The sequence below is a fragment of the Halococcus salifodinae DSM 8989 genome, assembly GCF_000336935.1.
GTDB lineage: Archaea > Halobacteriota > Halobacteria > Halobacteriales > Halococcaceae > Halococcus > Halococcus salifodinae.
Map to the genome: position 1 here is coordinate 91,324 of NZ_AOME01000079.1, position 20,857 is coordinate 112,180.

At 66.7% G+C, this 20,857-nt stretch carries 19 protein-coding genes; 5 read left to right on the forward strand and 14 right to left on the reverse strand.

Features of this window, described 5'->3' with window-relative positions; all coding sequences use genetic code 11:
- The first annotated feature begins 25 nt into the window (after positions 1-25).
- Both C450_RS17795 and C450_RS17800 read left to right on the forward strand, forming a co-directional pair.
- Positions 26-1,240 (forward strand): molybdopterin molybdotransferase MoeA, encoded by a 1,215-nt coding sequence (locus tag C450_RS17795; RefSeq protein ID WP_005045796.1) that lies wholly within the window; start codon positions 26-28, stop codon positions 1,238-1,240.
- A complete protein-coding gene (locus C450_RS17800; RefSeq protein WP_005045797.1) occupies positions 1,237-3,261 on the forward strand; it encodes a molybdopterin biosynthesis protein in 2,025 nt (674 codons plus the stop codon). Before C450_RS17795 ends, C450_RS17800 begins: the two co-directional genes overlap by 4 nt.
- Here C450_RS17800 and C450_RS17805 read toward each other — a convergent pair.
- From C450_RS17805 to C450_RS17845, 9 genes are all read right to left on the reverse strand, one after another.
- Positions 3,239-3,868, reverse strand: coding sequence for an HAD family hydrolase (locus C450_RS17805; RefSeq protein ID WP_005045801.1), 630 nt, complete (start codon positions 3,866-3,868; stop codon positions 3,239-3,241). The two genes, C450_RS17800 and C450_RS17805, sit on opposite strands and share 23 nt — an antisense overlap.
- Before the next feature lie 102 nt (positions 3,869-3,970).
- Complete coding sequence (locus tag C450_RS17810; RefSeq protein ID WP_005045803.1) at positions 3,971-4,246, reverse strand: 4a-hydroxytetrahydrobiopterin dehydratase; 276 nt, start codon at positions 4,244-4,246, stop codon at positions 3,971-3,973.
- Between the two features lie 76 nt (positions 4,247-4,322).
- Positions 4,323-7,544, reverse strand: coding sequence for a carbamoyl-phosphate synthase large subunit (gene carB / locus C450_RS17815; RefSeq protein ID WP_005045805.1), 3,222 nt, complete (start codon positions 7,542-7,544; stop codon positions 4,323-4,325).
- A 219-nt stretch (positions 7,545-7,763) separates the two neighbouring features.
- Positions 7,764-7,994, reverse strand: coding sequence for a hypothetical protein (locus tag C450_RS17820; RefSeq protein ID WP_005045806.1), 231 nt, complete (start codon positions 7,992-7,994; stop codon positions 7,764-7,766).
- A gap of 104 nt (positions 7,995-8,098) precedes the next feature.
- Positions 8,099-8,626, reverse strand: coding sequence for a DUF5815 family protein (locus tag C450_RS17825; RefSeq protein WP_005045808.1), 528 nt, complete (start codon positions 8,624-8,626; stop codon positions 8,099-8,101).
- Positions 8,627-8,674: 48 nt separating this feature from the next.
- Positions 8,675-9,496, reverse strand: a complete 822-nt coding sequence (locus C450_RS17830; protein WP_005045810.1) for a hypothetical protein — start codon at positions 9,494-9,496, stop codon at positions 8,675-8,677.
- Positions 9,497-9,587: 91 nt separating this feature from the next.
- Positions 9,588-10,007, reverse strand: a complete 420-nt coding sequence (locus tag C450_RS17835; protein WP_005045812.1) for a DUF7124 domain-containing protein — start codon at positions 10,005-10,007, stop codon at positions 9,588-9,590.
- A 480-nt stretch (positions 10,008-10,487) separates the two neighbouring features.
- Complete coding sequence (locus C450_RS17840) at positions 10,488-11,774, reverse strand: NAD(P)/FAD-dependent oxidoreductase (RefSeq protein WP_005045814.1); 1,287 nt, start codon at positions 11,772-11,774, stop codon at positions 10,488-10,490.
- 146 nt (positions 11,775-11,920) lie between these two features.
- A complete protein-coding gene (locus tag C450_RS17845; protein WP_005045816.1) occupies positions 11,921-12,673 on the reverse strand; it encodes an SDR family NAD(P)-dependent oxidoreductase in 753 nt (250 codons plus the stop codon).
- Positions 12,674-12,795: 122 nt separating this feature from the next.
- Here C450_RS17845 and C450_RS17850 point away from each other — a divergent pair, with 122 nt between their 5' ends.
- Together C450_RS17850 and C450_RS17855 are read left to right on the forward strand one after the other, a co-directional pair.
- Entirely contained in the window at positions 12,796-13,389 is a 594-nt protein-coding gene (locus C450_RS17850) for a DUF6149 family protein (RefSeq protein WP_005045818.1), read from the forward strand.
- Between the two features lie 70 nt (positions 13,390-13,459).
- Entirely contained in the window at positions 13,460-13,720 is a 261-nt protein-coding gene (locus tag C450_RS17855; protein WP_049910398.1) for a hypothetical protein, read from the forward strand.
- A gap of 91 nt (positions 13,721-13,811) precedes the next feature.
- Here C450_RS17855 and C450_RS17860 read toward each other — a convergent pair whose 3' ends face one another.
- The 4 genes from C450_RS17860 to C450_RS17875 all read right to left on the reverse strand — a co-directional run bounded on the left by C450_RS17860 (position 13,812) and on the right by C450_RS17875 (position 19,250).
- The gene (locus C450_RS17860) at positions 13,812-16,232 is read right to left on the reverse strand and encodes an amino acid permease (RefSeq protein WP_005045823.1); all 2,421 of its coding nucleotides are present in this window, start codon (positions 16,230-16,232) and stop codon (positions 13,812-13,814) included.
- Positions 16,233-16,426: 194 nt separating this feature from the next.
- Positions 16,427-18,007 (reverse strand): TrkH family potassium uptake protein, encoded by a 1,581-nt coding sequence (locus tag C450_RS17865; protein WP_005045826.1) that lies wholly within the window; start codon positions 18,005-18,007, stop codon positions 16,427-16,429.
- 1 nt (position 18,008) lies between these two features.
- Positions 18,009-18,719, reverse strand: a complete 711-nt coding sequence (locus C450_RS17870; RefSeq protein WP_005045828.1) for a potassium channel family protein — start codon at positions 18,717-18,719, stop codon at positions 18,009-18,011.
- 45 nt (positions 18,720-18,764) lie between these two features.
- Complete coding sequence (locus C450_RS17875) at positions 18,765-19,250, reverse strand: hypothetical protein (RefSeq protein WP_005045830.1); 486 nt, start codon at positions 19,248-19,250, stop codon at positions 18,765-18,767.
- A 97-nt stretch (positions 19,251-19,347) separates the two neighbouring features.
- On the opposite strand from C450_RS17875, the gene C450_RS17880 reads away from it, so the two are divergent.
- Positions 19,348-20,124 (forward strand): carbon-nitrogen hydrolase family protein, encoded by a 777-nt coding sequence (locus tag C450_RS17880; protein WP_005045831.1) that lies wholly within the window; start codon positions 19,348-19,350, stop codon positions 20,122-20,124.
- Between the two features lie 42 nt (positions 20,125-20,166).
- Here the strand turns inward: C450_RS17880 and C450_RS17885 are convergent, their stop codons facing one another.
- Positions 20,167-20,781 carry a class I SAM-dependent methyltransferase gene (locus C450_RS17885; RefSeq protein WP_005045832.1) on the reverse strand — a complete coding sequence of 205 codons (615 nt, stop codon included), beginning with the start codon at positions 20,779-20,781 and terminating at the stop codon, positions 20,167-20,169.
- Positions 20,782-20,857 lie beyond the last annotated feature (76 nt).

The following is a 20,857-nucleotide window of genomic DNA, read 5'->3' on the forward strand; positions in this document are numbered from 1 at the left end:
GCCCACCCGCCCGGTTAGGAGTGGTATGAACGACGTCCGCGAGAGCGGGTTCAAACGGCTCACTCGGCTCGAAACGGCGCGCGAACGGCTGCTCGACCGGGCCGAACCCACGGAGCGGGTCGAATCGGTCGGCCTCGTCGCCGCCGACGACCGTGTGCTCGCCGAGCCGGTCGTCAGCGAGCGGGACGTGCCGCACTACCCGCGTGCGGCGATGGACGGGTTCGCGGTTCGGGCCACCGACACGTTCGATGCGAGTCGGCGCTCGCCTGCCGTCCTCCGACGGGATGCGATCGACGATCCCGACACCGCGATGCGGGTTCACACCGGCAGCGAACTCCCGGACGGGGCCGATGCGGTCGTGATGGTCGAACACGTCGAGACGGTCGGTGACGAGATCGAGGTACTCGATCCGGTCGCCGCCGGCGAGAACGTCGCACCGGTCGGCGAGGACGTTCAGTCGGGAAAGTGCCTCTACGAACCGGGCCATCGGCTCCGGCCTTCGGACCTTGGTCTGCTGAAGTCGGTCGGCATCGACGAGGTTTCGGTGTACGATCGCCCGACCGTGGGGGTGATACCGACGGGCGAGGAACTCGTGCAAGCCGACCCCGACCCCGGTGAAGTCGTCGAAACCAACGGTCTCACGACCTCACGGTACGTCGAGCGCTGGGGCGGACGGGCGACCTACCGCGACGTCGTGACCGACGACCGCGCGGCGCTTCGGGCGGCGATCGAGCGCGATCTGACGAAGGACCTCGTGGTGACGACTGGGGGTTCGTCGGTCGGCGAGCGCGACCTCGTTCCCGAGATCGTCGACGACCTCGGCGAGGTGCTGGTCCACGGTGTCGCGTGCAAACCCGGCCATCCCACAGGATTCGGGGTCGTCGCGGACACACCAGTTTTGATGCTCCCAGGCTATCCGGTCTCGTGTATCGTCGCCGCAGTCCAACTGCTTCGACCCGCGCTTCGGCACGTCGGCCACCACTCGGTCCGGTCCCATCCGACGACCGAGGCGCACCTCGATCGAAAGATCCCCAGCGAACCTGGCGTCCGAACCCACGCACGGATCGAGCTACGAGAGGAGGGCGACGACACGCCGACGGCCGTTCCGACGCGGACGAGCGGCGCGGGCGTGCTGTCGAGCGTCGCGCTCGCTGACGGCTGGGTGGTCGTCGCCGAAGAGCGTGAGGGGATTCCAGCGGGTGAGACCGTTGCGGTCGAACACTGGGAGGCAGAAATATGAGCGAGCGCAAGCAGTTCCGCGATCTCGCATCGCCTGCGGCGGCCCACGACGCGATCGCGTCGCTCGACCTCGATCCGGGAACCGAAACCGTGTCGCTCGACGCGGCCGAGGGCCGGGTACTCGCCGAGCGGGTCGACGCGACGCTCGACGTTCCCGGGTTCGACCGGTCGGCGCTCGACGGCTATGCGCTCCACGCACGCGAGACGTTCGGGGCGACCGAAACCGATCCCGCGACGTTCGATCTCGTCGGCGTCGTCGAAGCTGGCGAACGGCCGACGGTCGATCTCGATCCTGGCGAAGCGGTCGAGATCGCGACCGGCGCGGTGATGCCGCCCGACGCCGACGCGATGGTGGCAGTCGAGCGGACCGACCGCGTTGGGGGCGAGGACGTAGCGGGTGACGACGGTGGTGCAGGCAGCGACGATGCAGCGGGCGACACGGGCGGCGAGCGGGTCGCGGTCCGGACGTCGGTGACGCCGGGCGAGAACGTGATGCCCGCTGGCGCGGACATCGCGGCGGGCGAGCGCGCACTCGGGCCCGGAACCCGGCTGACGGCGCGCGAGATCGGGCTGCTCGCCGCGCTCGGCGTCGATCGAGTTCCGGTGCGTGCGAAACCTCGAGTCGGGATCGTCTCGACCGGCGACGAACTCGTCCGCGTTGGCGAGGATCTCGACAGCGAGGCGGGCCAGATCTACGACGTGAACTCCAACGCGACCGCGGCCGCGGTTCGCGAGGCCGGCGGCGAGCCCGTCGTCTACCCACACGCTGGCGACGACTACGACGCACTCGAAGACGTGCTCCGTGAGGCCGCCGCCGAGTGCGATCTGGTCTGCTCGTCGGGCTCGACCTCCGCGAGCGCCGTCGACGTGATCTACAAGGTCATCGAGGAGCAGGGCGACCTTCTCCTTCATGGGGTCGCGATCAAGCCGGGCAAGCCGATGTTGGTGGGCCAGTTGGAGGTCTCCGGGTCCGAACAGGACTCGGACGGTACGGAAGACGAGCAGAGCGAGTCTTCCGGTAGATCGGCGTACGTCGGGCTGCCCGGGTATCCGGTCTCGGCGCTCTCGATCTTCCGGACGTTCGTCGCCCCCGCGATCCGCCGGACCGCCGGGCTGCCGGAACCGGCGACCGCGACGGTCCGGGGACGGATGGCGGTCGAGGAGCGCGCCGAGGAAGGTCGTCATCGACTCGTTCCCGTCGGACTGGTCGAAAACGGTGCGGGTGAGACTCTGGTCTACCCGGTCGACAAGGGCAGCGGCGCGACCACCAGCCTCGTCGAAGCCGACGGGATCGTGGAGATGGACGCCGAGGTCGCCTATCTCGACGCGGGCGAGGCGGTGACGATCGAGCTGTTCTCGCCCGAGGTTCGTCCTCCGACGGTTCTCGGCGTCGGCGAGGACGACCCGCTCCTCTCGCGACTGCTCGACCGGATCGACCGACCGCGCTATCTGGGTGTCGGGAGCCGTGCGGCCCGTCGGTGGCTCCGCGACGGCGTTTCCGACATCGTGGCGGTGACGGGCGATCCCGACGAACTGGACGCCAACACGACTGAGATCGGCGGCTGGACCCGCGAGTGGGGCCTCGTCGTTCCGTTCGGCAACCCCGAAGACGTGGACGATCTCGCCGATCTCGTGGATCGCGACCTCGCGTTCGTCAACCGTCCGACGGCCTCTGGATTGCGAACGACCCTCTCGAACGCGATCGCCGACCTCGCCGACGAGCGCGAGGCCGACCGCCACGATCTCGTCGACGCGATCGACGGGTTCGATTTCACCCTCGAAGCCCACGAGAGCCCGGCCCGGCGGGTGGCTGCCGGCGGGGCCGACGCGGGGCTCGGGCTCCGTGCGACCGCCGAGAAGCTCGACTGTGGGTTCGTTCCGCTCGGCGAAGAGACCGTTCGGCTGCTCGCTGCTTCGGATCGGATGGAGAAACCTGGTGTCGCGGCGCTCGAACGCGCGCTCGACGATCTCGACGAGTTGTGTACGGACCTGCCGGGATTCAAAGGTCGCCGAAGCCAGTGATGCGGCGGTCGCCCCGGACACACCATCCCCGGCGATCGTGACCGTGGCGCTCGACGTGGATCCCGTCGAGGCCCGCGTTCCACGCTGCGCCGACGTCGTGGGGGCCGTCACCGACGAGCACCCCTTGACTCTCGGGCGCGACATCGAGGCGGTCGATCGCCAGCTGGACGGGTGCGGGATCGGGTTTCCAGCCGATCTCGCTCGTACAGCAGACCACCGCGTCGAACCGTTCGCGGAGATCGAGACGATCAAGTACCGGATTGGCGAGGAACGGCTGGCAGTGGGTCACCACACCGATCGGGGCGTCGATCGACGCGAGGAACGCCCGCGCGTCGTCGTAGAGGAAGGTCGCGGCCGCGCGGGCCTCGGGGTCCTCGATCGCGTGGAGCGCGTCCCAGAACCGGGCAACGTCGATCCCCCACGCCCGGAGCTGGTCGTCGCGCAGACCGCCGAGCCCGTGCCAGAGCCTTTCGGCCTCGCGGTCGGTGAACCGCCGGCCGAGGCGCTCGCCGACGCGGTCGAACACGCTGCGGACGTAGCTCGCCTCGACGTCGACCAGCGTGCCGTCGAGATCGAGCAGCCAGAAATCGTACTGTGGAGGGGCCATCGGGCTCTGTAAATACGGTCGCCACCGATAAATCCCTTCTGCCGGGGGCCGATGACGTGCAGCAGTCGCCCGCCGGAGCGGGTCGCTGGTGATCCTGCTGCGTTACCGCACGTCGTCGAACCGTCCTGCCATCTCGATGTCCTGATCGGTCACCCCGCCGGCCTCGTGGCTCGTCAGGCGCACCTCGACCTCGTCGAAGCGCACCTGAATCTCGGGATGGTGAAACTCCTCGTCGGCGATCTCGGCGACATCGGTAGCAAAGGCCACGCCATCGAGGTACTCTTCGAACTCGTAGACGCGGACGATCTCGTCGCCGTCCTGCTGCCACTCTGCGGGGGCGTTCTCGCTGATTTCCTCGTCGGCAAGCGTTTCGGCCATGAGTGAGGTGTCGCGGCCCGGACGAATAAAGATGGTGTCGATGGTCGCCCTCGGCTCGGATTCTCCCCTGAGACGGTCAGTCGGCGCGACCCCACTCGGCGTCGCGTTTCGGCCGCCGGTCGACCGCCGCGACCGCCGAATCCGTGTCGCGCGCCGCGAGGCCGTCGAGTGCGGCGCGGGCGCTCGCCTCGGTCGAGAAGTACGTGACCTCTTCCTCGACACACACTTCGAGCGCCGCGCGATCCCGCGAGATCACGAGATCGACCTTCCCCTCCCGAATCGCCGCTGCGAGGTCGTCGAACTCCTGACAGTCGAAGTGTGCGGCGAACCCGTTCTGGAGGTCGCCTCCCGCATCGCTCTCGGGATCGGGGAACTCAGCCGCCGAGAGGTCGACCGCCGCGACGCCCTCGGCCGGGATCGGCTTGCCCGTCGCGGACTGTGCCTTCCAGTACGCCTTCCCGAACTCCTCGGCGGTCCCCATCACCTCGCCCGTGCTCTTCATCTCGGGGCCGAGTCGCGGGTCGCTTCCCGGGAGCCGGTCGAACGGCAGGACGACCTCCTTCACGCTCGTCTGCTCGGGGACCTGTTCGGTCGCGTCGAGGTCTGCGAGCGACGCACCCGCCATCACCTGGGCAGCGAGTTTGGCGATCGGGACGCCCGTCGCCTTCGAGACGAACGGCACGGTGCGGGACGAGCGCGGGTTCGCCTCCAGAACGTACACCTCGCCCTCCTTTATCGCGAGCTGGACGTTGAGCAGACCGACGGTGTCGAGCGCGCCCGCGATCCCCTCGACGACATCGCGTACCTGCGTTAGCACGTCGGCGTCGAGCGAGCGCGGCGGGATCATACACGCCGAGTCGCCCGAGTGGACCCCGGCGGACTCGACGTGCTCCATGATCCCGCCGATCAGGACGTCTCCCGCTTCATCTGCAACGGCATCGACGTCGAGTTCGACCGCGCCCGCGAGGAACTCGTCGATCAGGACCGGCTGGTCCGGGCTCACGCGGACGGCTTCCTCGACGTACTCGCGGAGATCGTCGTCGTCGTAGACCACGTCCATCGCGCGGCCACCGAGGACGTAGCTCGGCCGGACGAGCACGGGATAGCCGATCTCGTGGGCGAGTTCGAGCGCTTCGGTCTCGCTGACGGCCGCACCGCCGACAGGCTGGGAAACGTCGAGATCGTCCATCAGGACGTTGAACCGATCGCGGTTCTCCGCGAGGTCCATCGCCTCGACCGACGTGCCGAGCACCTCGCAGTCGAGGCCCCGCCGGTCGAGTTCGCTCTCCAGTCCGCGCCCGATGTCGACCGAGGTCTGGCCGCCGAACTGGACCATCACGCCGTCGGCCCCGGTGGCCTCGATCGCATCGGCGACCTCTTCGGGGGTGATCGGTTCGAAGAACAACCCATCGGACGTGTCGTAGTCGGTCGACACGGTTTCTGGATTGTTGTTGACGACGTGGGCCTCGATCCCCATCTCGCGGAGCGCGCGGACCGCGTGGACCGAGCAGTAGTCGAACTCCACGCCCTGGCCGATCCGGATCGGGCCACCACCGACCACGACGACGCTCTCGACGTCGCGATCGACTTCGAGCTCGCCCGCCGCTCCCTCTCCCTCGTAGGGACCGGTGTCGGCGTACTCGGGCTTGCGCGCGGAGTAGTAGTACGGCGTCTCGGCCGCGAACTCGCCGGCACAGGTGTCGACTTGCTTGTATTTCCGGCCTGTCACCGACGACTCGACGTCGCCGACACCGCCGATCTCGGTGCCACCGGCCGCGGCGGTCGCGGCGATCTCGCTGTTGGTGAATCCGGCGCTCGCTGCGGGTTGGAAATCGCCCGCGGCGGCCGCTTGCGCGGCGTCGGCGATCCGAACGTAGCGCTCGGTGTACCACGATTTGATCCCGGTGAGCGCCGCGAGATCGTCGGCGGTGTAGCCCCGCTCGGCCGCCTCGAACATCGCGTAGGGGCGGTCGGGCGTCGGGCGTTCGAGATACTCCGTTTCGAGCGCCGCGTCGTCGAGTGCGTCCCACTCGACATCGGGCTCGTACTCGGTCGAGCGCAGCGCCTTCAGAAGCGATTCCTCGAAGGTCCGCCCGATCGCCATCGCCTCGCCGGTGCTCTTCATCGCGGTTCCGAGCTCGAACTCCACGTCCCGGAACTTCTCGCTCGGCCACCGGGGGACCTTCGTGACCACGTAGTCGATCGCGGGCTCGAACGCTGCGGTGGTCTCGCCGGTGATCTCGTTGTCGATCTCGTGGAGCCGTTTCCCGAGGGCGACCTTCGCGGTGACGCGCGCGATCGGGTACCCGGTCGCCTTCGAGGCGAGCGCGGAGGAGCGCGAGACTCTGGGATTGACCTCGACGACACGATACTCACCGCCAGGCGTGCCGTCGTCGCGCCACGCGAACTGGATGTTACACCCACCCTGAATCCCGAGGTCGCGGATCACGTCGAGCGCCGCGGTCCGCATCTCCTGATGGCCGTCGTCGGGGATCACCTGCGAGGGCGTCACGACGACCGACTCTCCCGTGTGAATCCCCATCGGATCGAGGTTCTCCATGTTGCAGATGATGATACACGAGTCGTCGGCGTCGCGCATCACCTCGTACTCGAGTTCGACCCAGCCCGCGATCGACTCGGTGATGAGGACCTCGCTGTTGCGCGAGAGCCGCAATCCCTTCCGGACGCGCTCGTACAGCTCCTCGCTGTCCGCGACGACGCCCGACCCGCTCCCGCCGAGTGTGTAGGTCGTCCGGGAAATAACTGGCAGTCCGCCGACCGAATCGACGGCCGCGTCGACGCGCTCGCGCAGGCCTGCCTCGTCGAGGTTCGTCTCCGATTCGCCCTCTTCGAGGGTGATCGTCGTCGAGGCAGGCACCGGCTGTCCGATGTCTTCCATCCGCTGGCGGAACAGATCGCGGTCCTCGGTGGCGTAGATGGTGTCGAGCGGCGTCCCCATGATCTCGACGTCGTACTCGTCGAGGACGCCCTCCTCGGCGAGCTCGGCGGTCACGTTCAATCCCGTCTGGCCCCCAAGCCCCGCGATGACGCCGTCCGGGCGCTCCTCGTCGATGATCTCGGCGATCGCGTCGGTCGTGATGGGCTCGATGTACACCTCGTCGGCCATCTCGGGATCGGTCATGATGGTCGCCGGGTTGGAGTTGACGAGGACGACTCGCGCGCCCTCCTCCGCGAGTGCGCGACACGCCTGCGCGCCGGAGTAGTCGAACTCCGCCGCCTGGCCGATCTGTATCGGACCGCTGCCGATGAGCAAAATCGTTCTGTCCTCGTCGGTCATTACCCGTCGTGGTGCGTACATCGTAATAAGCACCACGATTGGGTACGAGATACGCAACTCAGTTTCGAAAATCGAAATCAAGGGGCCGGCGACCTCGTTCCGTGACCTGTTCGAAGACGTGACGCCACAGCAGCTCGTCGGAGTTACTGTCTCGATGGAACGAAGCGCCGCTCCGCTCGAAAAGCAGTCGGTCGACCGAAACCGCTCGATTTCGGCGGGTCAGTTCACCGTACCGTCGAGCACGCGATACCGGTACGGCCGATCTCGGATGACTTCGACCTCGCCGTCCGCACGGCGGCCGAGGACGGTGGCCACCCGGTGTGGACTGTCGAGTGTTTCGTCGCGCTCGTCGAGCAGGTCGTGGATCTCCCGCGCCGTCAGCGGCTCGTCGGGGTTGACCTCCGCGAGCACCGTCCGGATGCGTTCGAACTCGCCCCGGCGGAGTTGCATACGTCTTCCCATGGCCTCCACCCACATAACATGGCGTCAGACAGCCGTATGACGGCGCACTCGATGAATCGCCAGCCGGCACCGATACGCCCGGTGCGGGGGCGTCAGACGGGCGTATCGGTCTCGCGTTCGAACTCGCGCTCGCGGCGGTACTGGTCGACGAACGCCTCGACGTCGAACTCGTGCATCTGGCGTTCGAACTCGCTCGCCGCGTCGTCGTCGGTGTGGCTCACCGCGTGTTCCATCAGCTCCACGACGAGTTCGACCACGATCTCGTGGAGTCGCCGGGCGTCGAAGTCGGTGGCCCAGACGAGGGCGTAGCCGACGTCGCTGTTCTCGGCGACGTCCTCGGCGACGACCTTCTCGGGGAACTCCTCTAAGACGACGCCCATCAGATGGAGCGTGTCGAACTCGTCGCCCTCGGTGGGTTCGATCGTCTCGCGGAGCACTTCGACGAGCGACTCGGGAACGAACCGACTCGGTGGATGGACGTCCATCACGAGCGCGTGGCGCTCGCCGCAGTCACAGTCGAACTCCCGCATCCCCATGTCGAGATCCGCAATCGCGACCGACTCGCCGCAGGGGAGGGCGAGGTCCGACCCCCGACTCCCGGGGACGCGTGGCTCTGCCATACGTCAGCAAAGGGACGGCACGCGGTTAAACGCCGCGGCTCCCCGGCGTTAGACCGCCCACTCGTCGATGTCCTCGCCGTTCTGGACGGCGGCGCGGTCGGCGTGAAGCTGTGCGTACGCACGCGTTATCACCGCAGTCCCGAACACGGCCGTCACGCCGCCGAGAAGGATCGAAACGACCACGTTGAGCAGCGGGCTGACGGCCCCGACCAGCAGCGGCACCACCGTCGAGGCGAGCGTGACGAGGATCGCCACTCCAATCACGAGCGCGAACAGTTCGAGTCGGTTGCCCTTCGTCAACTGCCAGCTGTCTGCCATCGCGTCGACGAAATTGCTGTCTTCGATCGCGATCTCCTGTCTGAGAAAGAGGAAGGCGATCGCGAAGAAGATCCCCGGAACGATCAGGAAGATCAGCCCGATGGCGACGATGATCCCGACGACGATCCCGCCGACGATACCGTTGAGTGTCGCCAGCACGATATTCCGGCCGGCGAGCCCGCCCGAAAGCGCTCGGCTACTCTCGGCGAAGAAGGCCCGAGCGGCAATGATGTTGGCTGCCTCCCCGAGGACGGCAGTGAGTGCGATGAGCAGCCACGCGACGATGGGCGGAACCGGCAGGGCGAACGGCGTCAGTCCCTCGGTCGACGTCTCGACCATCCTGATCTGCTCGCGAGTGAACTCCGCCTCGCCAGCCCCCTGATTCGATCGCATGAGTTCGAGCACCGTATCGACGGCGTTCGCGGCGATCGTCTGTGTGGCCAGAGCGGTAACGATCCCGATGACGACGAACACGACGGCGAGAACGAGACCGTCGCGCGTGAACGTCCGGCGGGCTCCCTCACGGAGCGCCGTCCCGATTCGCAGTGACATATCACGACCGTCCACGCGGCAGATATTAAATCAATGCATGTGGCCGGCGATTGCGGGCCGGGAAATCAACGCACACGAACGGCGATCGGATTCAGGGCCAGTCGTCGCGCGTCGCGGTGTCGGTGTCGGGATCGTCCTCGTCGGGTGCGTCGGCAGCGAGCGTCCACCCGGCGGCGTCGGCCGCGTCGTCGAGCGCCAGATACTCCCACTCGACATCCTCCGCGAGGTCGACGTCATCCTCGTCGGTGCCGACGAAAACGTGGCGTTCGGTGTCGAACTGGCGTTTGACGTTGTCGAGGCTCTCCTCGCGCCCGCGCGGTCCCGAGAAGAAATCCTGCCGGATGCGGTGTTTCCGGGTGAAGTTCGTGACCACGTAGGTGGGCTGGTCGGAGATCACGCCGACGTACTCGGTCCACCGGCGTGCGTCCGAAACCACCTCGGTGGGGTCAGCGAGCGCTTCGAGCGCCGCGAGTTCGAACGCCAGCGTCATGTCGCCGCTGCCGCCTTCCATACCTCGGATCGGCCGTGCTGGAGGAAAACGGCTTCGATGCGATTCCCGCTTTTCGACGGAGACGACGGACTGTCGGCAGCTCGTTCGACGGACCCAGTTGCAGGACCCAATCGCGACGAGGACTCTCCCGACACAAATGAGAACCGCAGGCCACTCCCTCCCGCACCCACTTTTTTACTCCTCGGGTGCGCTCGCTACGCTCACGCACCGCTCGTCGCAAAAACCTGGACTAAAAACACCTGCTCACTCGCGTTGCTCGTTCGCAGTTCGATCACTGGTACCCCACCCCAGCACCGCGCCGCGACCGCCACACCCTCCCCAACCGACTCCCTCGTTCGCTCACTCCGTTCGCTTCACTCGGTCATCCCTCGCGCGGGTCGCACGCCTTCGGCGTGCTCCCGCGCGCCACCACCGGGCGTCGGTGGTGCAGACTGCCGGAGGGATCGAGGGTCGTTCGCTATGATAGCCGTTCGTGCCGGTCTACTGCTCCGGGGCGGGCGCGAGCTCGTCGAGATCGACCTCCTCTCGCATCAAGACGTCTTTCTGATCGGCCACGACACGCTCCTCGCGAGCCAGCTTCTTGTACTTGCTCTGGGGGGCGAGATCGCCGATCAGGACGCCGCCGACGATCTTGCCGTCCTTGAACGCGAGCCGCCGCCACTCGGTGTCGGAGAACTTCGCCTCGGCGTGGTCGTCGCCGAGAGTCGGATGGCCAAAGGAGAGGAAGGGGAAGTCGAAGTGGGTGATCGAATAGGACGAAACCCAACGGAACGCTTCCTCCTCACCGTCGACGGCTTCGCCGTCTGCTCGTTGCGTCTCCGACGCAACGGTGTCCGCGAGCATGTTCTGAGCCGCGATCGAACCCTGCTCTTTCGCGCTGCCCCACGAGCCGTTCTGGGCGTAGTCGTCGATGATCGTGTCGTAAAACCGGGTGAGGTCGCCCGCGGCGTAGACGTCGTCGACCGAGGTCTGCATATACTCGTCGACCACCACGCCGTTGTCGCGCTCGATGTCTGTCCCCTGGAGCAGTTCGAGATTGAAGTCGAGCCCGATCGCCACCCCGGCGAACTCGCTGTCGTAGGTCTCGCCGTTCGGGTCGACAGTCGAGGAGATGTGGCCCGAATCGTCGACTTCGAACCGATCGACGCCGCTGTCGAAGACGGGGGTGACGTTGTTCTCTTCGAGCGCGTCGTGGATGATGTCGGCTCCGTCCTTCGAGAGCGCGTACCGCCACCAGCACTCGCCGCGCATCAGGTAGTGGGCGTCGATCTCCTGTGCGCCGCAGATGGCCGCGAAGTCGATCCCGAGGAGCCCGGCACCCACGACGACGCCGGTGTCGGCGTCTTCGGCGTGTTCCTTGATCGCGCGTGCGTCGTCGAACGTCCAGAAGTGGTGGATTCCCTCGGCGTCGCTGTTGTCGACGGGGAGCTGGACCGGCGTCCCGCCCGTCGCGACGAGGAGTTTGTCGTAGCTGTACTCCGTGCCCTCGTGGGTGTGGAGGGTGTGTGCGTCGGTGTCGATCTCGGTGACGTGGGTGTCGAGCTGGAGGTCGATGTCGCGCTCGTCGTACCAGTCGGGATCGTGGATCGACATCGGGGCCGCGGGTAGTTTCCCCTTCGCGAACTCCTTGATCAGAATGCGATTGTAGAGCGCTTCACCCTCGTCGGTGATCACGGTGATGTCGGCGTCGGGAGCGCCCTCCCGGAGGCTCTCCGCCGCGGAGCTCCCCGCGATCCCGTCACCGATGATGACGTACGACCCAGCCATAGGTGGGCTTCGACACCCGGGGTAATGTGAATTGCTATCTCCGTAGCCGGTCGGCTCGGCGGCTGGCGCGCCCACGATCGATTCGGCGTGATCGGTCGTCCCGATCCGCTCGCCCTGGTCCGCTCGTCGCCGTCCGCGCTGGTGTGTCAGCCCTGCGTCTCGCCGCCGTCGACGGGGAGTGCGTGGGCGGTCACGAACGACGCATCGGCCGAACAGAGCCACACGATCGCGCTCGCTATCTCGTCGGGCTGTGCCGGCCGATCCATCGGCACGTCGGCAGTGACTTTCTCGCGCTCTTCGGGCGACAGCGATTCGATGGCCGCCGTCTCGACGATGGTCGGACAGACGGCGTTGACCCGAACCCCCTCGGTCGCGTACTCGACGCCGGCCGAGCGGGTCAGCCCGACGACGCCGTGCTTGCTCGCTGCGTAGGGCGTCCGCCCGGGACTGGCCTCGATGCCGGCCGTCGAGGCGACGTTGACGACCGCCCCGTCGCCCTCGCCGTCGAGGATCGCCGGGATTTCGTGTTTCAGCCCGAGCCACGTCCCCTTCTGGGCGATCGCCGTGACACGATCCCAGTCGTCCTCGTCGATGTCGGCGGTGCGCGCCGCCGGGGCGCCGGCAGCAACGTTGTTCACCGCGAAATCGAGCCCCCCGAACTTGTCGACGGCGAACTCGACCATCGCCGCAACGGCGTCCCCGTCGCTGACATCCGCCTCGACGAACGCCGCGGTGCCGCCCTCGTCCCCGATGCGTTCGACCGTCTCCTCGCCGGCGTCCACATCGATGTCCGAGACGACGACCGAGGCCCCCTCGCGAGCGAACCGTTCCGCCGTCGCTCGTCCGATCCCCGCCCCTGCACCCGTCACCAACGCCACGTTGTCGATGATCTCGTTCATACGCACCACTACATACTGACCATTCATTCAAACCGGTTTTGTTCCCGGGCCGATCGGAACGAGAGTCCGGATCTAACGGTCGAGGCGGTGCGTTGATGTGACTCCCACCCCAAGATCGGCCGATGAAGATCAACCAGAACGTGCGTCACTTCGCGGCGAAACAGGCGCTCACGACGCCCGGGGTCGCGTCGGTCGTCAGCTACGGGCTGGTCAAACTCCACACCCGGGTGTTCCTCGGGAAGGCCGACCCCGCCCACGCGGAGGAGCGCGAGGACCACCTCGACGGGCTCTTCGAGGCCACGACCGATTCGTACACCGCGGCGCTCAAAGCGGGATTCACCGAGGCTGAGGCCCGCGAGATCACCCATATCCAGGCCAACTTCGACTTCTACAACCACGGCTGGACCGAGATGATGGAGATCCCGGCCGACGAGATCGAGGCCCACTACGACCGCTACCACGAGTTCTTCTCCCAGTACGACATCACCATCGCCGATCCGCTCGGGTCGTTCGCGCCGCGTGGCGGAATCCCCGAGGCTCCCTCGACCCCCGAGAGGCTCGACGAGCCCGAGCATCCGCACGCGAAAGGTGGGTTCGCCGACGACGTCTACGTCGAGGGCCCGGACGGCGAGATCCTGGTCGGCGGCCACGACGAGCCGGACGATGTCGATCTCACCGACGCGCCCGGCGTCGGATCCGAGGACGTCGACGACTGAGACGATCGGCGACCGCGAACGGTCGAGTCGCAGGCCACGGATTTATTTTGTCCCCGACGGTGACGACGGTATGGTCGATCCCGAACTCGGTCGCGCCACTATCGTCTACGACAAACTCGACGAAGGACAGGTCGAGATCACCGTCGACAACGAGTACATCGCATATTTCGACGACCACTGGCTCGTGAAGGTCGGCGAGGACGACGACGGCAACGACGTCGTGCGCCGGATCCCGAGAGATCGCGTCCAGCACGTCGAGCGCTCGGTCGAGAAGTTTCAGGACAAGCTCGACATGATGGCCGACGAGGCGAGAGAACGACTCCCGTTCTGAACGCCAACGGACGGCCGCTTTCCGTCCCGTTATCGCCTGTCGAAGAGGCGTCGGAGCCACGACGTGATCCCGAGGTTCCGTTTTGCGAGGATCACCGTACTCTCCGCGGCCTCGCCGACCCGTTCGGGGATCGAACCGAACACGACCTGCTGGAGGAGTCCCGACCGGGTCGCGCCGATGACCGTGAGATCGTGGTNTGGTCCGCCGAGTGATCGACGATGGCGTCGACGACGTCGTCGCTCTCGGCAACTGTCGCCGTCGTCTTCACGCCGTCGAGCGCGTCGGCGGCGGTGTCGACCGTCGTCTGCGCTTCGGTGCGCTCGCTCTCGGGTGCGTTCGGGTCGACGACGGTGAGCAGTTCGACGCTGACGCCGGTGGGTCGCGCGACGGCAGCGGCGACGTCGCCGGCCAGCTCCGCGTGCGGCCCGCCGGCGGTCGGCAGCAGGATCGATTCGACCGACGCCGAGGCGTCGGGATCGATGCGTTCGACGAGGACATCGCAGTCGGCTTCCTGCACCACCGTGTCGACGATGTTCCCGAGAACGACGTCCCGCCGCCGGGCCCGCCAGCCACCCCAGCCCATCAGGACGGTGTCGCCGTCGTACTGCTCGACGGTGTGGAGGATCGTGTCGTCGATGTGGTGGCCGATACGAACCGTCCCGCTGATCGGAACGTCCCCCGCACCGTCGAACTCGCTTCGCTCGTCTGCCGATGTTCGAGAAGCTGTGCTTCTCTCACCACCGTCCGCGAGCGCCATCGCCCGGTTCAGCACCTCGCGACGATCGTCGACGTACTGGTGGCCCTCCGACAGCGGCGTCTGCTCGGGGAGATCGACGACCGAGAGCACGAGTATTTCGCCGTTCTCGTCGCGCGCGAGGTCGAGCGCCGTTCCCATCAACTGCTCGACGTGGTCGGGGTTGGCGATCGGGACGATGATCCGGTGGTCGCGCTCGTGGCCCGACGGGTTGCGCTCGGCGACGGCGGTCGGCGTCTCCCGTTCGAGTTCCTCGGTCGAGGGCGTGCGCCGCTTCCACGCGAACCAAAAGCCGATCCCGACGAGTTCGGCAACCAGTCCGAGGAAGAAACTCGATGGCTCGACGTTGAACAGAAGGACGAGAGTCGCGAGCACCGCGACTGCGGGGATCCACGGCACTGCCGGGACTTTGAAGGATCGATCGAGGTCGGGGAACTTCCGGCGCGATCGCACGATCGCGAGGTTGACCACGACCAACCCGGTGAGCAGCATGAAGTCGGCGAAGTGCGTGATGGCCTCGATACCGAGGTGGAGCTCCGTACCGAGCAGCGGCAGCGCGAACGGCAGGTGGACAAGGGCCTCGCTGCCGGGGCCGCCGCCGAACACCACGGTAAAGACGAAGATGAACAGGACGATCAGCCCGCCCGTGAGAAGCACCGACTGATACGGCGTGTTGAGCGAGGGATGCAGCTTCTCGAACCGATCGGGGAGGTGGTCCCGCCGACCCATAGCGAGCTTGACCCGCGAACCGGCGAGGATCGTGGCGTTCGCCGCGGACAACATCGAGAGCAGCGCACCGACGATGATCACGTAGAACCCGGCAGGGCCGAGGTAGTACTGGGCGGCGTACGCCATCGACACCTCGCCGTTGTTGGCGATGAACTGTCGGGGGGCAACGCCGCCGAGATCGGTGTTCGTCGTGAGGAACTGGAGGAAGGCGTCGTTGTTCACCGCGAAGACGATGACCATCACCACGAGCGCGTAGACCACCGTGACGAACCCCATACTGAAGAAGATCGCGCGCGGGATGGTCGTACCTGGTTCCTTGATTTCCTCGGCGTTGGTCGCGATCGCCTCGAATCCGAAAAAGGTGATGAACACGAGCGAGCTCGTGACGGCGATGTCGCGGAAGTCGGCGATTCCCTGGGTGTTCTGTGCGATCGAGGTGCCGATCACGTCGGTGTTGAACGCCTGGAGGCCGCCGTAGAGGAAGAACAGGATCAGTACGACCTTCAGGCCGGTGACGACGATCTGGAACGCCCCCGTTTCCTCGGTTCCCTTGAGATTGACTCCGACCAAGAGGGCGAGCACCCCGACTGCGGAGAGCCAGTACGGGACCGCTTCGGGGATCGAGAGGACGGGATAGATGAATCGGTAGAACCAGTCACCGAAGCTCGCGAGATAGAACGCCGCACTCGCGGGATAGCCGAGGATCATCGACCAGCCGACGATGTACGTCCAGTCGCGGTCGAACGTGTTGGCGACGTAGGCGTACCCGCCGCCGCTCTCGGGGTAGAGCGCGGCGAACTCCGCGTACGCGAACGCGGTGAACGAAGCGACGAACGCGGCGATCAGGAACGCACCGATCGCCATGATGCCCACGTTGCTCACCGCAAGCCCCGAGAGCACGAAGATGCCCGCCGCGATCATCGTGCCAACGCCGAGCGCGACCGCACCGACGAAGCCGATGTCACGGTCGAGTTCGGTCTCGATGTCGCCCGCCCCGCCAGCAGTCTCACCACCGGCTCCATCGCTCATTGGGAACGACGATGACCGAAGGGCCAAAAACCCTTCACCCACTCTCCCGGTCGCCTTCCTGACATCATCGTCCGCTTCGAGGAGCAACGAACCGCGATAGCGGAGCCGTTTTGCCTGCGCTCGACTCCGATGGATCACTGTAATCTCGGACGTTTCGCTCCCGCTCGAAACGCCCGGGCCGATTCACTGTGGGACTACGGATCGAGCCCGTACAGCACCGCACGGGCGAACACGAGCACTGGGATGATTTCGAGCCGCCCGATCCACATGTTGACGACGAGCATCGCCTCGGCGAGCGGTCGCATCGACGGCCCGGTGATCCCGGTCGAGAGGCCGACGTTGCCCTGAGCACTCGCCACCTCGAACAGCGCGTCGGCGTAGCCGAACTCCGGCCCGGCGAGGTTCGTGAGCACCACGCTGCTCGCGAGCAGGACGAGCAGCCAGAGCAGGCTCACGATGGCGGCCTCGCTGAACTCGCGTTCCATCCCCTCCCTGTCGAGTTGCCGATCCCCGATCCGGGCCGTCACAACCGTACTCGCGGGTAGGAACACTCGCGAGAACTGCCACTTGATGCCGCGCGCGATGGTGTACCCCCGGATGATCTTGATGCCGCCGACGGTGGAACCGGCCGCGCCGCCGAGCACCATCGCCCCCGAGGTGATGAGTTTCCCGCCCGCTGTCCACGACCCAATCGGCGAGGACTGAAAGCCCGTGCAGGTGAGTGCGCTCACGAACTGGAACGCCGAATCGCGCAGCGAGAGCGCTGGGGCGAACGTCCGCACGTTCTGGAGCGTCAGGACGACGATCCCCACACCGAACAGCACGAACAGCCAGCGCGTCTGGAGGTCCGCGACGAGCGCGCGGAGATCGCGATCCCTGAGAACGACGTAGTGGATGGGAAAGGCGATCGCGCCGAGGGTCATGATCGGCAGCAGGACGGTTTCGATCAACGGTGAGTCGTAGGTCGCGATCGAGTTATCAGTGACCGAAAATCCACCGGTGGCAAGCCCCGTCATCGCGTGATTGAGCGCCTGCCACGCCGCCTCCGCCGGCGGCAACGACTCGCTTGCGAGGATCGCGCCGAACAGCACGATCACCGCGAGGACGGTGTACGCGAGGAAGATCTTCCAGACCGTTCTGACTGTGGAAACGATGCTCGGATGGATGCGCTCCTCGCGCGCCTCGCTGCGGTAGAGCGTGTAGCTCCCGCTGCCGGGCCGCGAGAGGATCGACACCGTGAGTACGATCACGCCGACGCCGCCGACCCATTGAATGAGCGAGCGCCACCACAGCAGCGCGCGCGGCAGCGACGGCTCGTGAATCGCCATCGTCAGCCCGCTGCCGGTCCAGCCCGACATCGACTCGAAGACGGCGTGGAGCGGATCGGCGAAATATCGGAGGCTCGACTCGGCGTAGCTCGCCCCCGCAGGCACGTAGGCGGCCGTATCGGCCGGCGAGAGGAGGTGTGCCGAGATGAAAAAAGGGAGTGCGCCGAACAGCGCGGTGAGGAGCCAGCCGGCGGCAGCGATGACCATCCCGTGTTTCATCCGCGGGGCTGGCGCGGTGGCGAAGACGTGTCTCGTGGCCCCGCCGACCGCAAGCGTCGCCACCGCGGAGAGGATGAACGCGAGTGCGACGCCGTACTCCCCGAGTGCGAGCGCCACCAGCGCGGAGCCGGCCATGAGCACCGCCTCCATCGACAGCAACGAACCGACATCGCGCGCGATGGTGGCGAGGTCCGACGGCACGCTGGCGACGGTGTGACCGCGGCGCATTTCAGTACCGCTCGCGTCGTTGTCGGGGCGCTCCGGCGTGGTCCTCGTCGCAGCCGAAGACGTCCGTGACTTCGGGCGTCGCGCCCTCGCCCGAGTACACCGCCAGCAGATCGCCGACCTCGATCCTGGTTCCGCCTCGCGGCGTGATCGGATCACCACCCTCGCGTTCGACCGCAACGATCAACGTCTCCTCGGGGAGCAGCCCCGCCTCGTCGGCCTCGGCGAGGGTGTAACCGGCAATATCGGCGTCCTCGGCGACGGTGACTTCGAACACTTCCGCGTGCTCACCGATCCGCATGAAGTCGACGATCGACGGGCGCGTGGCGGCGCGATAGAGGTGTTCGGCGATCAGCCGCTGGGGGTTCTCCATCCCGGTGACCCCGATCTGTCGGAAGACGTTCAAATGGTCGGGGTCGTGGACGACCGAGACCACGTCGGGGACGTCGAGTTCCTGGGCGAGCAGGCAGACCATGATGTTGGTGGCATCACGCTCGGTCGTCGAGATCAGCGCGTCCGCACGGTCGGCCCCCGCGTCTTCGAGCGTCTCCTTGATCGTGGCGTCGTCGTTGAGAACGAGACAGTCGTACTCCGTGGCGGCCGCCTCGGCCTTCGCCGCATCGTGCTCGATCACGACCACCTCGTTGCCGCCCGCGGTGGCGACCTCGATCAGCGGCGTGCCGATGCCGCCCGCACCGACGATCACGATGTACATTCTTTCGGCGGTTCTGCCCCACCGGTAGAAAACCTACCGTTCTAGTCAGACGGCTGTAACCCACGCACGGTATCCGTCAGAGCGGTCGTAGACCTGTCGAAAGACCCGATCCACGAACTCACCGACGCGCTTGTCGTCCGTTCGCGCCATCACCCGAACGTTGGTGCCGTCAGCCTCGTCCGGGGTGGCGAGATCGTCGATGGTGAACGACGGGAACTCGTCGAGCAGCGACTTCAGACGGTCGAGCTCGTCGTCGGTGCAGTCGAGGTTGAGTGTGCCGTCGGCGTACTGGACCCACGGCGGTCCGTCGGTGTCGGTCGCATCGGCTTCGTCGCCGGTCGCGTCGGCTTCGCCGGTCCCACCGACTTCGTGGGTCGCGTCGTCGCTCTCGCTCGTATCGTCGGTTCCATCCGCGTCGACCGTGGCGGTCTCGATCGTCAGGAACGTGCTGTCGCGCTCGGTGTGGGCACGGATCGCATCAACGAACAGCTCTTGGCGGGTGTCCGCGGTAGCGGCGTCGAAACGGGTCATGAGCCAGCTTCGGCCGTCGGAGTGAAAAGCCGGACGAACGCCGTGTCGTCCGGTTGAATAGTAGGATTTATGTCCAACGTCGCTGCACGGCGATGAGATGCGCGTCACCGTCTGTGAACTCCCCGAGGACCGCACCACGTTCGAACGCGAGTGGCCGAAGCTGGTCGAGCACGTCGCCCGCGAGGAAAGCGATCTCGTGGTGTTGCCCGAGATGCCGTTCGCGCCGTGGCTTCCCGCGACCCCGACCGACGACAAGGCTGCGTGGGAGCGCGCCGCCGCCGCACACGACGAGTGGATCGAACGTCTCGACGCCCTCGCACCCGCGACCGTGCTACTGTCCCGTCCGTCGATCCGCGGGGAGCGACGGTGTAACGAGGGCGTCCGGTGGACTGACGACGACGGCGCGACGACGGTCCACGAGAAGCGCTACCTTCCCGAAGAACCCGGGTTCTGGGAGGCGTCGTGGTACGATCGCGGCGAGCGCGAGTTCTCCCTCGTCGACTGTGCCGGCGCGCAAACCGGGTTCCTCATCTGTACCGACCTGTGGGCCGCCGAGGAGGCGCGTTCGTACGGCCACGCCGGCGCACACCTCATCGCCAATCCGCGGGCGACCGAGCAGCGCACCCTCGAAAAGTGGCGTGCCGGCGGGCGTTCGACCGGGGTCGTCTCGGGCGCGTTCGTAGCGTCGTCGAACCGGGTCACGATCGAAGACGAGTCGAACGTGGTCTTCGGCGGTGAGGGCTGGATCGTCGATCCCGACGGGGCTGTGATCGCCCGCACCACGCGAAACCAGCCGTTCGTCACGGTCGGGATCGATCTCGACGCCGCGGAACAGGCGAAAGAAACGTACCCGCGTCCGGCGTTTCGCGAGTGATGGGCATCTCCGGGAGCGGGCCCGGACGGCACGACGGCCGCGCTACTCCGCTCTCGCGAGGAGGTGAAGCCACTCCCTGTCGCTTCCCTCGTGGAGCTCCTCAACGACGAAGCCTGCGTCGACCGCGCGCTCGCGCAACCCATCCGGTGTGTAGAGCGTGAAGCGGCGTTCGTCCCGTTCTCCATAGGCTTCGCTCTCGCTCGCCCGCACACCCTCGCCCCGTGCCACAGCACAGAAGAACACTCCGTCTGGTCGGAGCACGCGCCGAAACTCCCGGAGCGTGCCGTTGGCGTCGGCGCGCGGGACGTGGAGAAACGACGCACACGACCAGAGACCGTCGAAGGCGTTCGCGGCGAACCCGAGCGTGCGCATGTCCATCCGCGCACGGCTCGCCCCAGGAGCGATCTCACGAGTAGCGTCGAGGAAGGGCCGCGAGAGATCGATGGCACTCACGTCGAATCCGTGCTCGCGGAAGGTCGCGGACTCCCAGCCAGGACCGCAGCCGACGTCCAGCACACGATCACCGTCGATCCCGCCGATCGCCTCGAGAAACAGTTCGATAGCGTCGGCGATCACGCTACGATCGGCGTGGCGCTCTCGGTACTCGGGGGCGACCCGTTCGTAGGTGGCGACCGTGCTCGCGACCGACTCGTCCATACACCGGCCACCGATGCCGCGCCCCATCAAGATTGGCGTCGTCGGAGCGGCAGTACGCTCCGTGGTCAGGTGGTGA

Excerpts from the sequence above, each read along its gene's own strand:
- C450_RS17795 (WP_005045796.1), top strand. The coding sequence starts at position 26 with ATGAACGACGTCCGCGAGAGCGGGTTCAAACGGCTCACTCGGCTCGAA.
- C450_RS17800 (WP_005045797.1), top strand. The coding sequence starts at position 1,237 with ATGAGCGAGCGCAAGCAGTTCCGCGATCTCGCATCGCCTGCGGCGGCC.
- C450_RS17805 (WP_005045801.1), bottom strand. The coding sequence starts at position 3,868 with ATGGCCCCTCCACAGTACGATTTCTGGCTGCTCGATCTCGACGGCACG.
- C450_RS17810 (WP_005045803.1), bottom strand. The coding sequence starts at position 4,246 with ATGGCCGAAACGCTTGCCGACGAGGAAATCAGCGAGAACGCCCCCGCA.
- carB (WP_005045805.1), bottom strand. The coding sequence starts at position 7,544 with ATGACCGACGAGGACAGAACGATTTTGCTCATCGGCAGCGGTCCGATA.
- C450_RS17820 (WP_005045806.1), bottom strand. The coding sequence starts at position 7,994 with ATGCAACTCCGCCGGGGCGAGTTCGAACGCATCCGGACGGTGCTCGCG.
- C450_RS17825 (WP_005045808.1), bottom strand. The coding sequence starts at position 8,626 with ATGGCAGAGCCACGCGTCCCCGGGAGTCGGGGGTCGGACCTCGCCCTC.
- C450_RS17830 (WP_005045810.1), bottom strand. The coding sequence starts at position 9,496 with ATGTCACTGCGAATCGGGACGGCGCTCCGTGAGGGAGCCCGCCGGACG.
- C450_RS17835 (WP_005045812.1), bottom strand. The coding sequence starts at position 10,007 with ATGGAAGGCGGCAGCGGCGACATGACGCTGGCGTTCGAACTCGCGGCG.
- C450_RS17840 (WP_005045814.1), bottom strand. The coding sequence starts at position 11,774 with ATGGCTGGGTCGTACGTCATCATCGGTGACGGGATCGCGGGGAGCTCC.
- C450_RS17845 (WP_005045816.1), bottom strand. The coding sequence starts at position 12,673 with ATGAACGAGATCATCGACAACGTGGCGTTGGTGACGGGTGCAGGGGCG.
- C450_RS17850 (WP_005045818.1), top strand. The coding sequence starts at position 12,796 with ATGAAGATCAACCAGAACGTGCGTCACTTCGCGGCGAAACAGGCGCTC.
- C450_RS17855 (WP_049910398.1), top strand. The coding sequence starts at position 13,460 with ATGGTCGATCCCGAACTCGGTCGCGCCACTATCGTCTACGACAAACTC.
- C450_RS17865 (WP_005045826.1), bottom strand. The coding sequence starts at position 18,007 with ATGCGCCGCGGTCACACCGTCGCCAGCGTGCCGTCGGACCTCGCCACC.
- C450_RS17870 (WP_005045828.1), bottom strand. The coding sequence starts at position 18,719 with ATGTACATCGTGATCGTCGGTGCGGGCGGCATCGGCACGCCGCTGATC.
- C450_RS17875 (WP_005045830.1), bottom strand. The coding sequence starts at position 19,250 with ATGACCCGTTTCGACGCCGCTACCGCGGACACCCGCCAAGAGCTGTTC.
- C450_RS17880 (WP_005045831.1), top strand. The coding sequence starts at position 19,348 with ATGCGCGTCACCGTCTGTGAACTCCCCGAGGACCGCACCACGTTCGAA.
- C450_RS17885 (WP_005045832.1), bottom strand. The coding sequence starts at position 20,781 with ATGGACGAGTCGGTCGCGAGCACGGTCGCCACCTACGAACGGGTCGCC.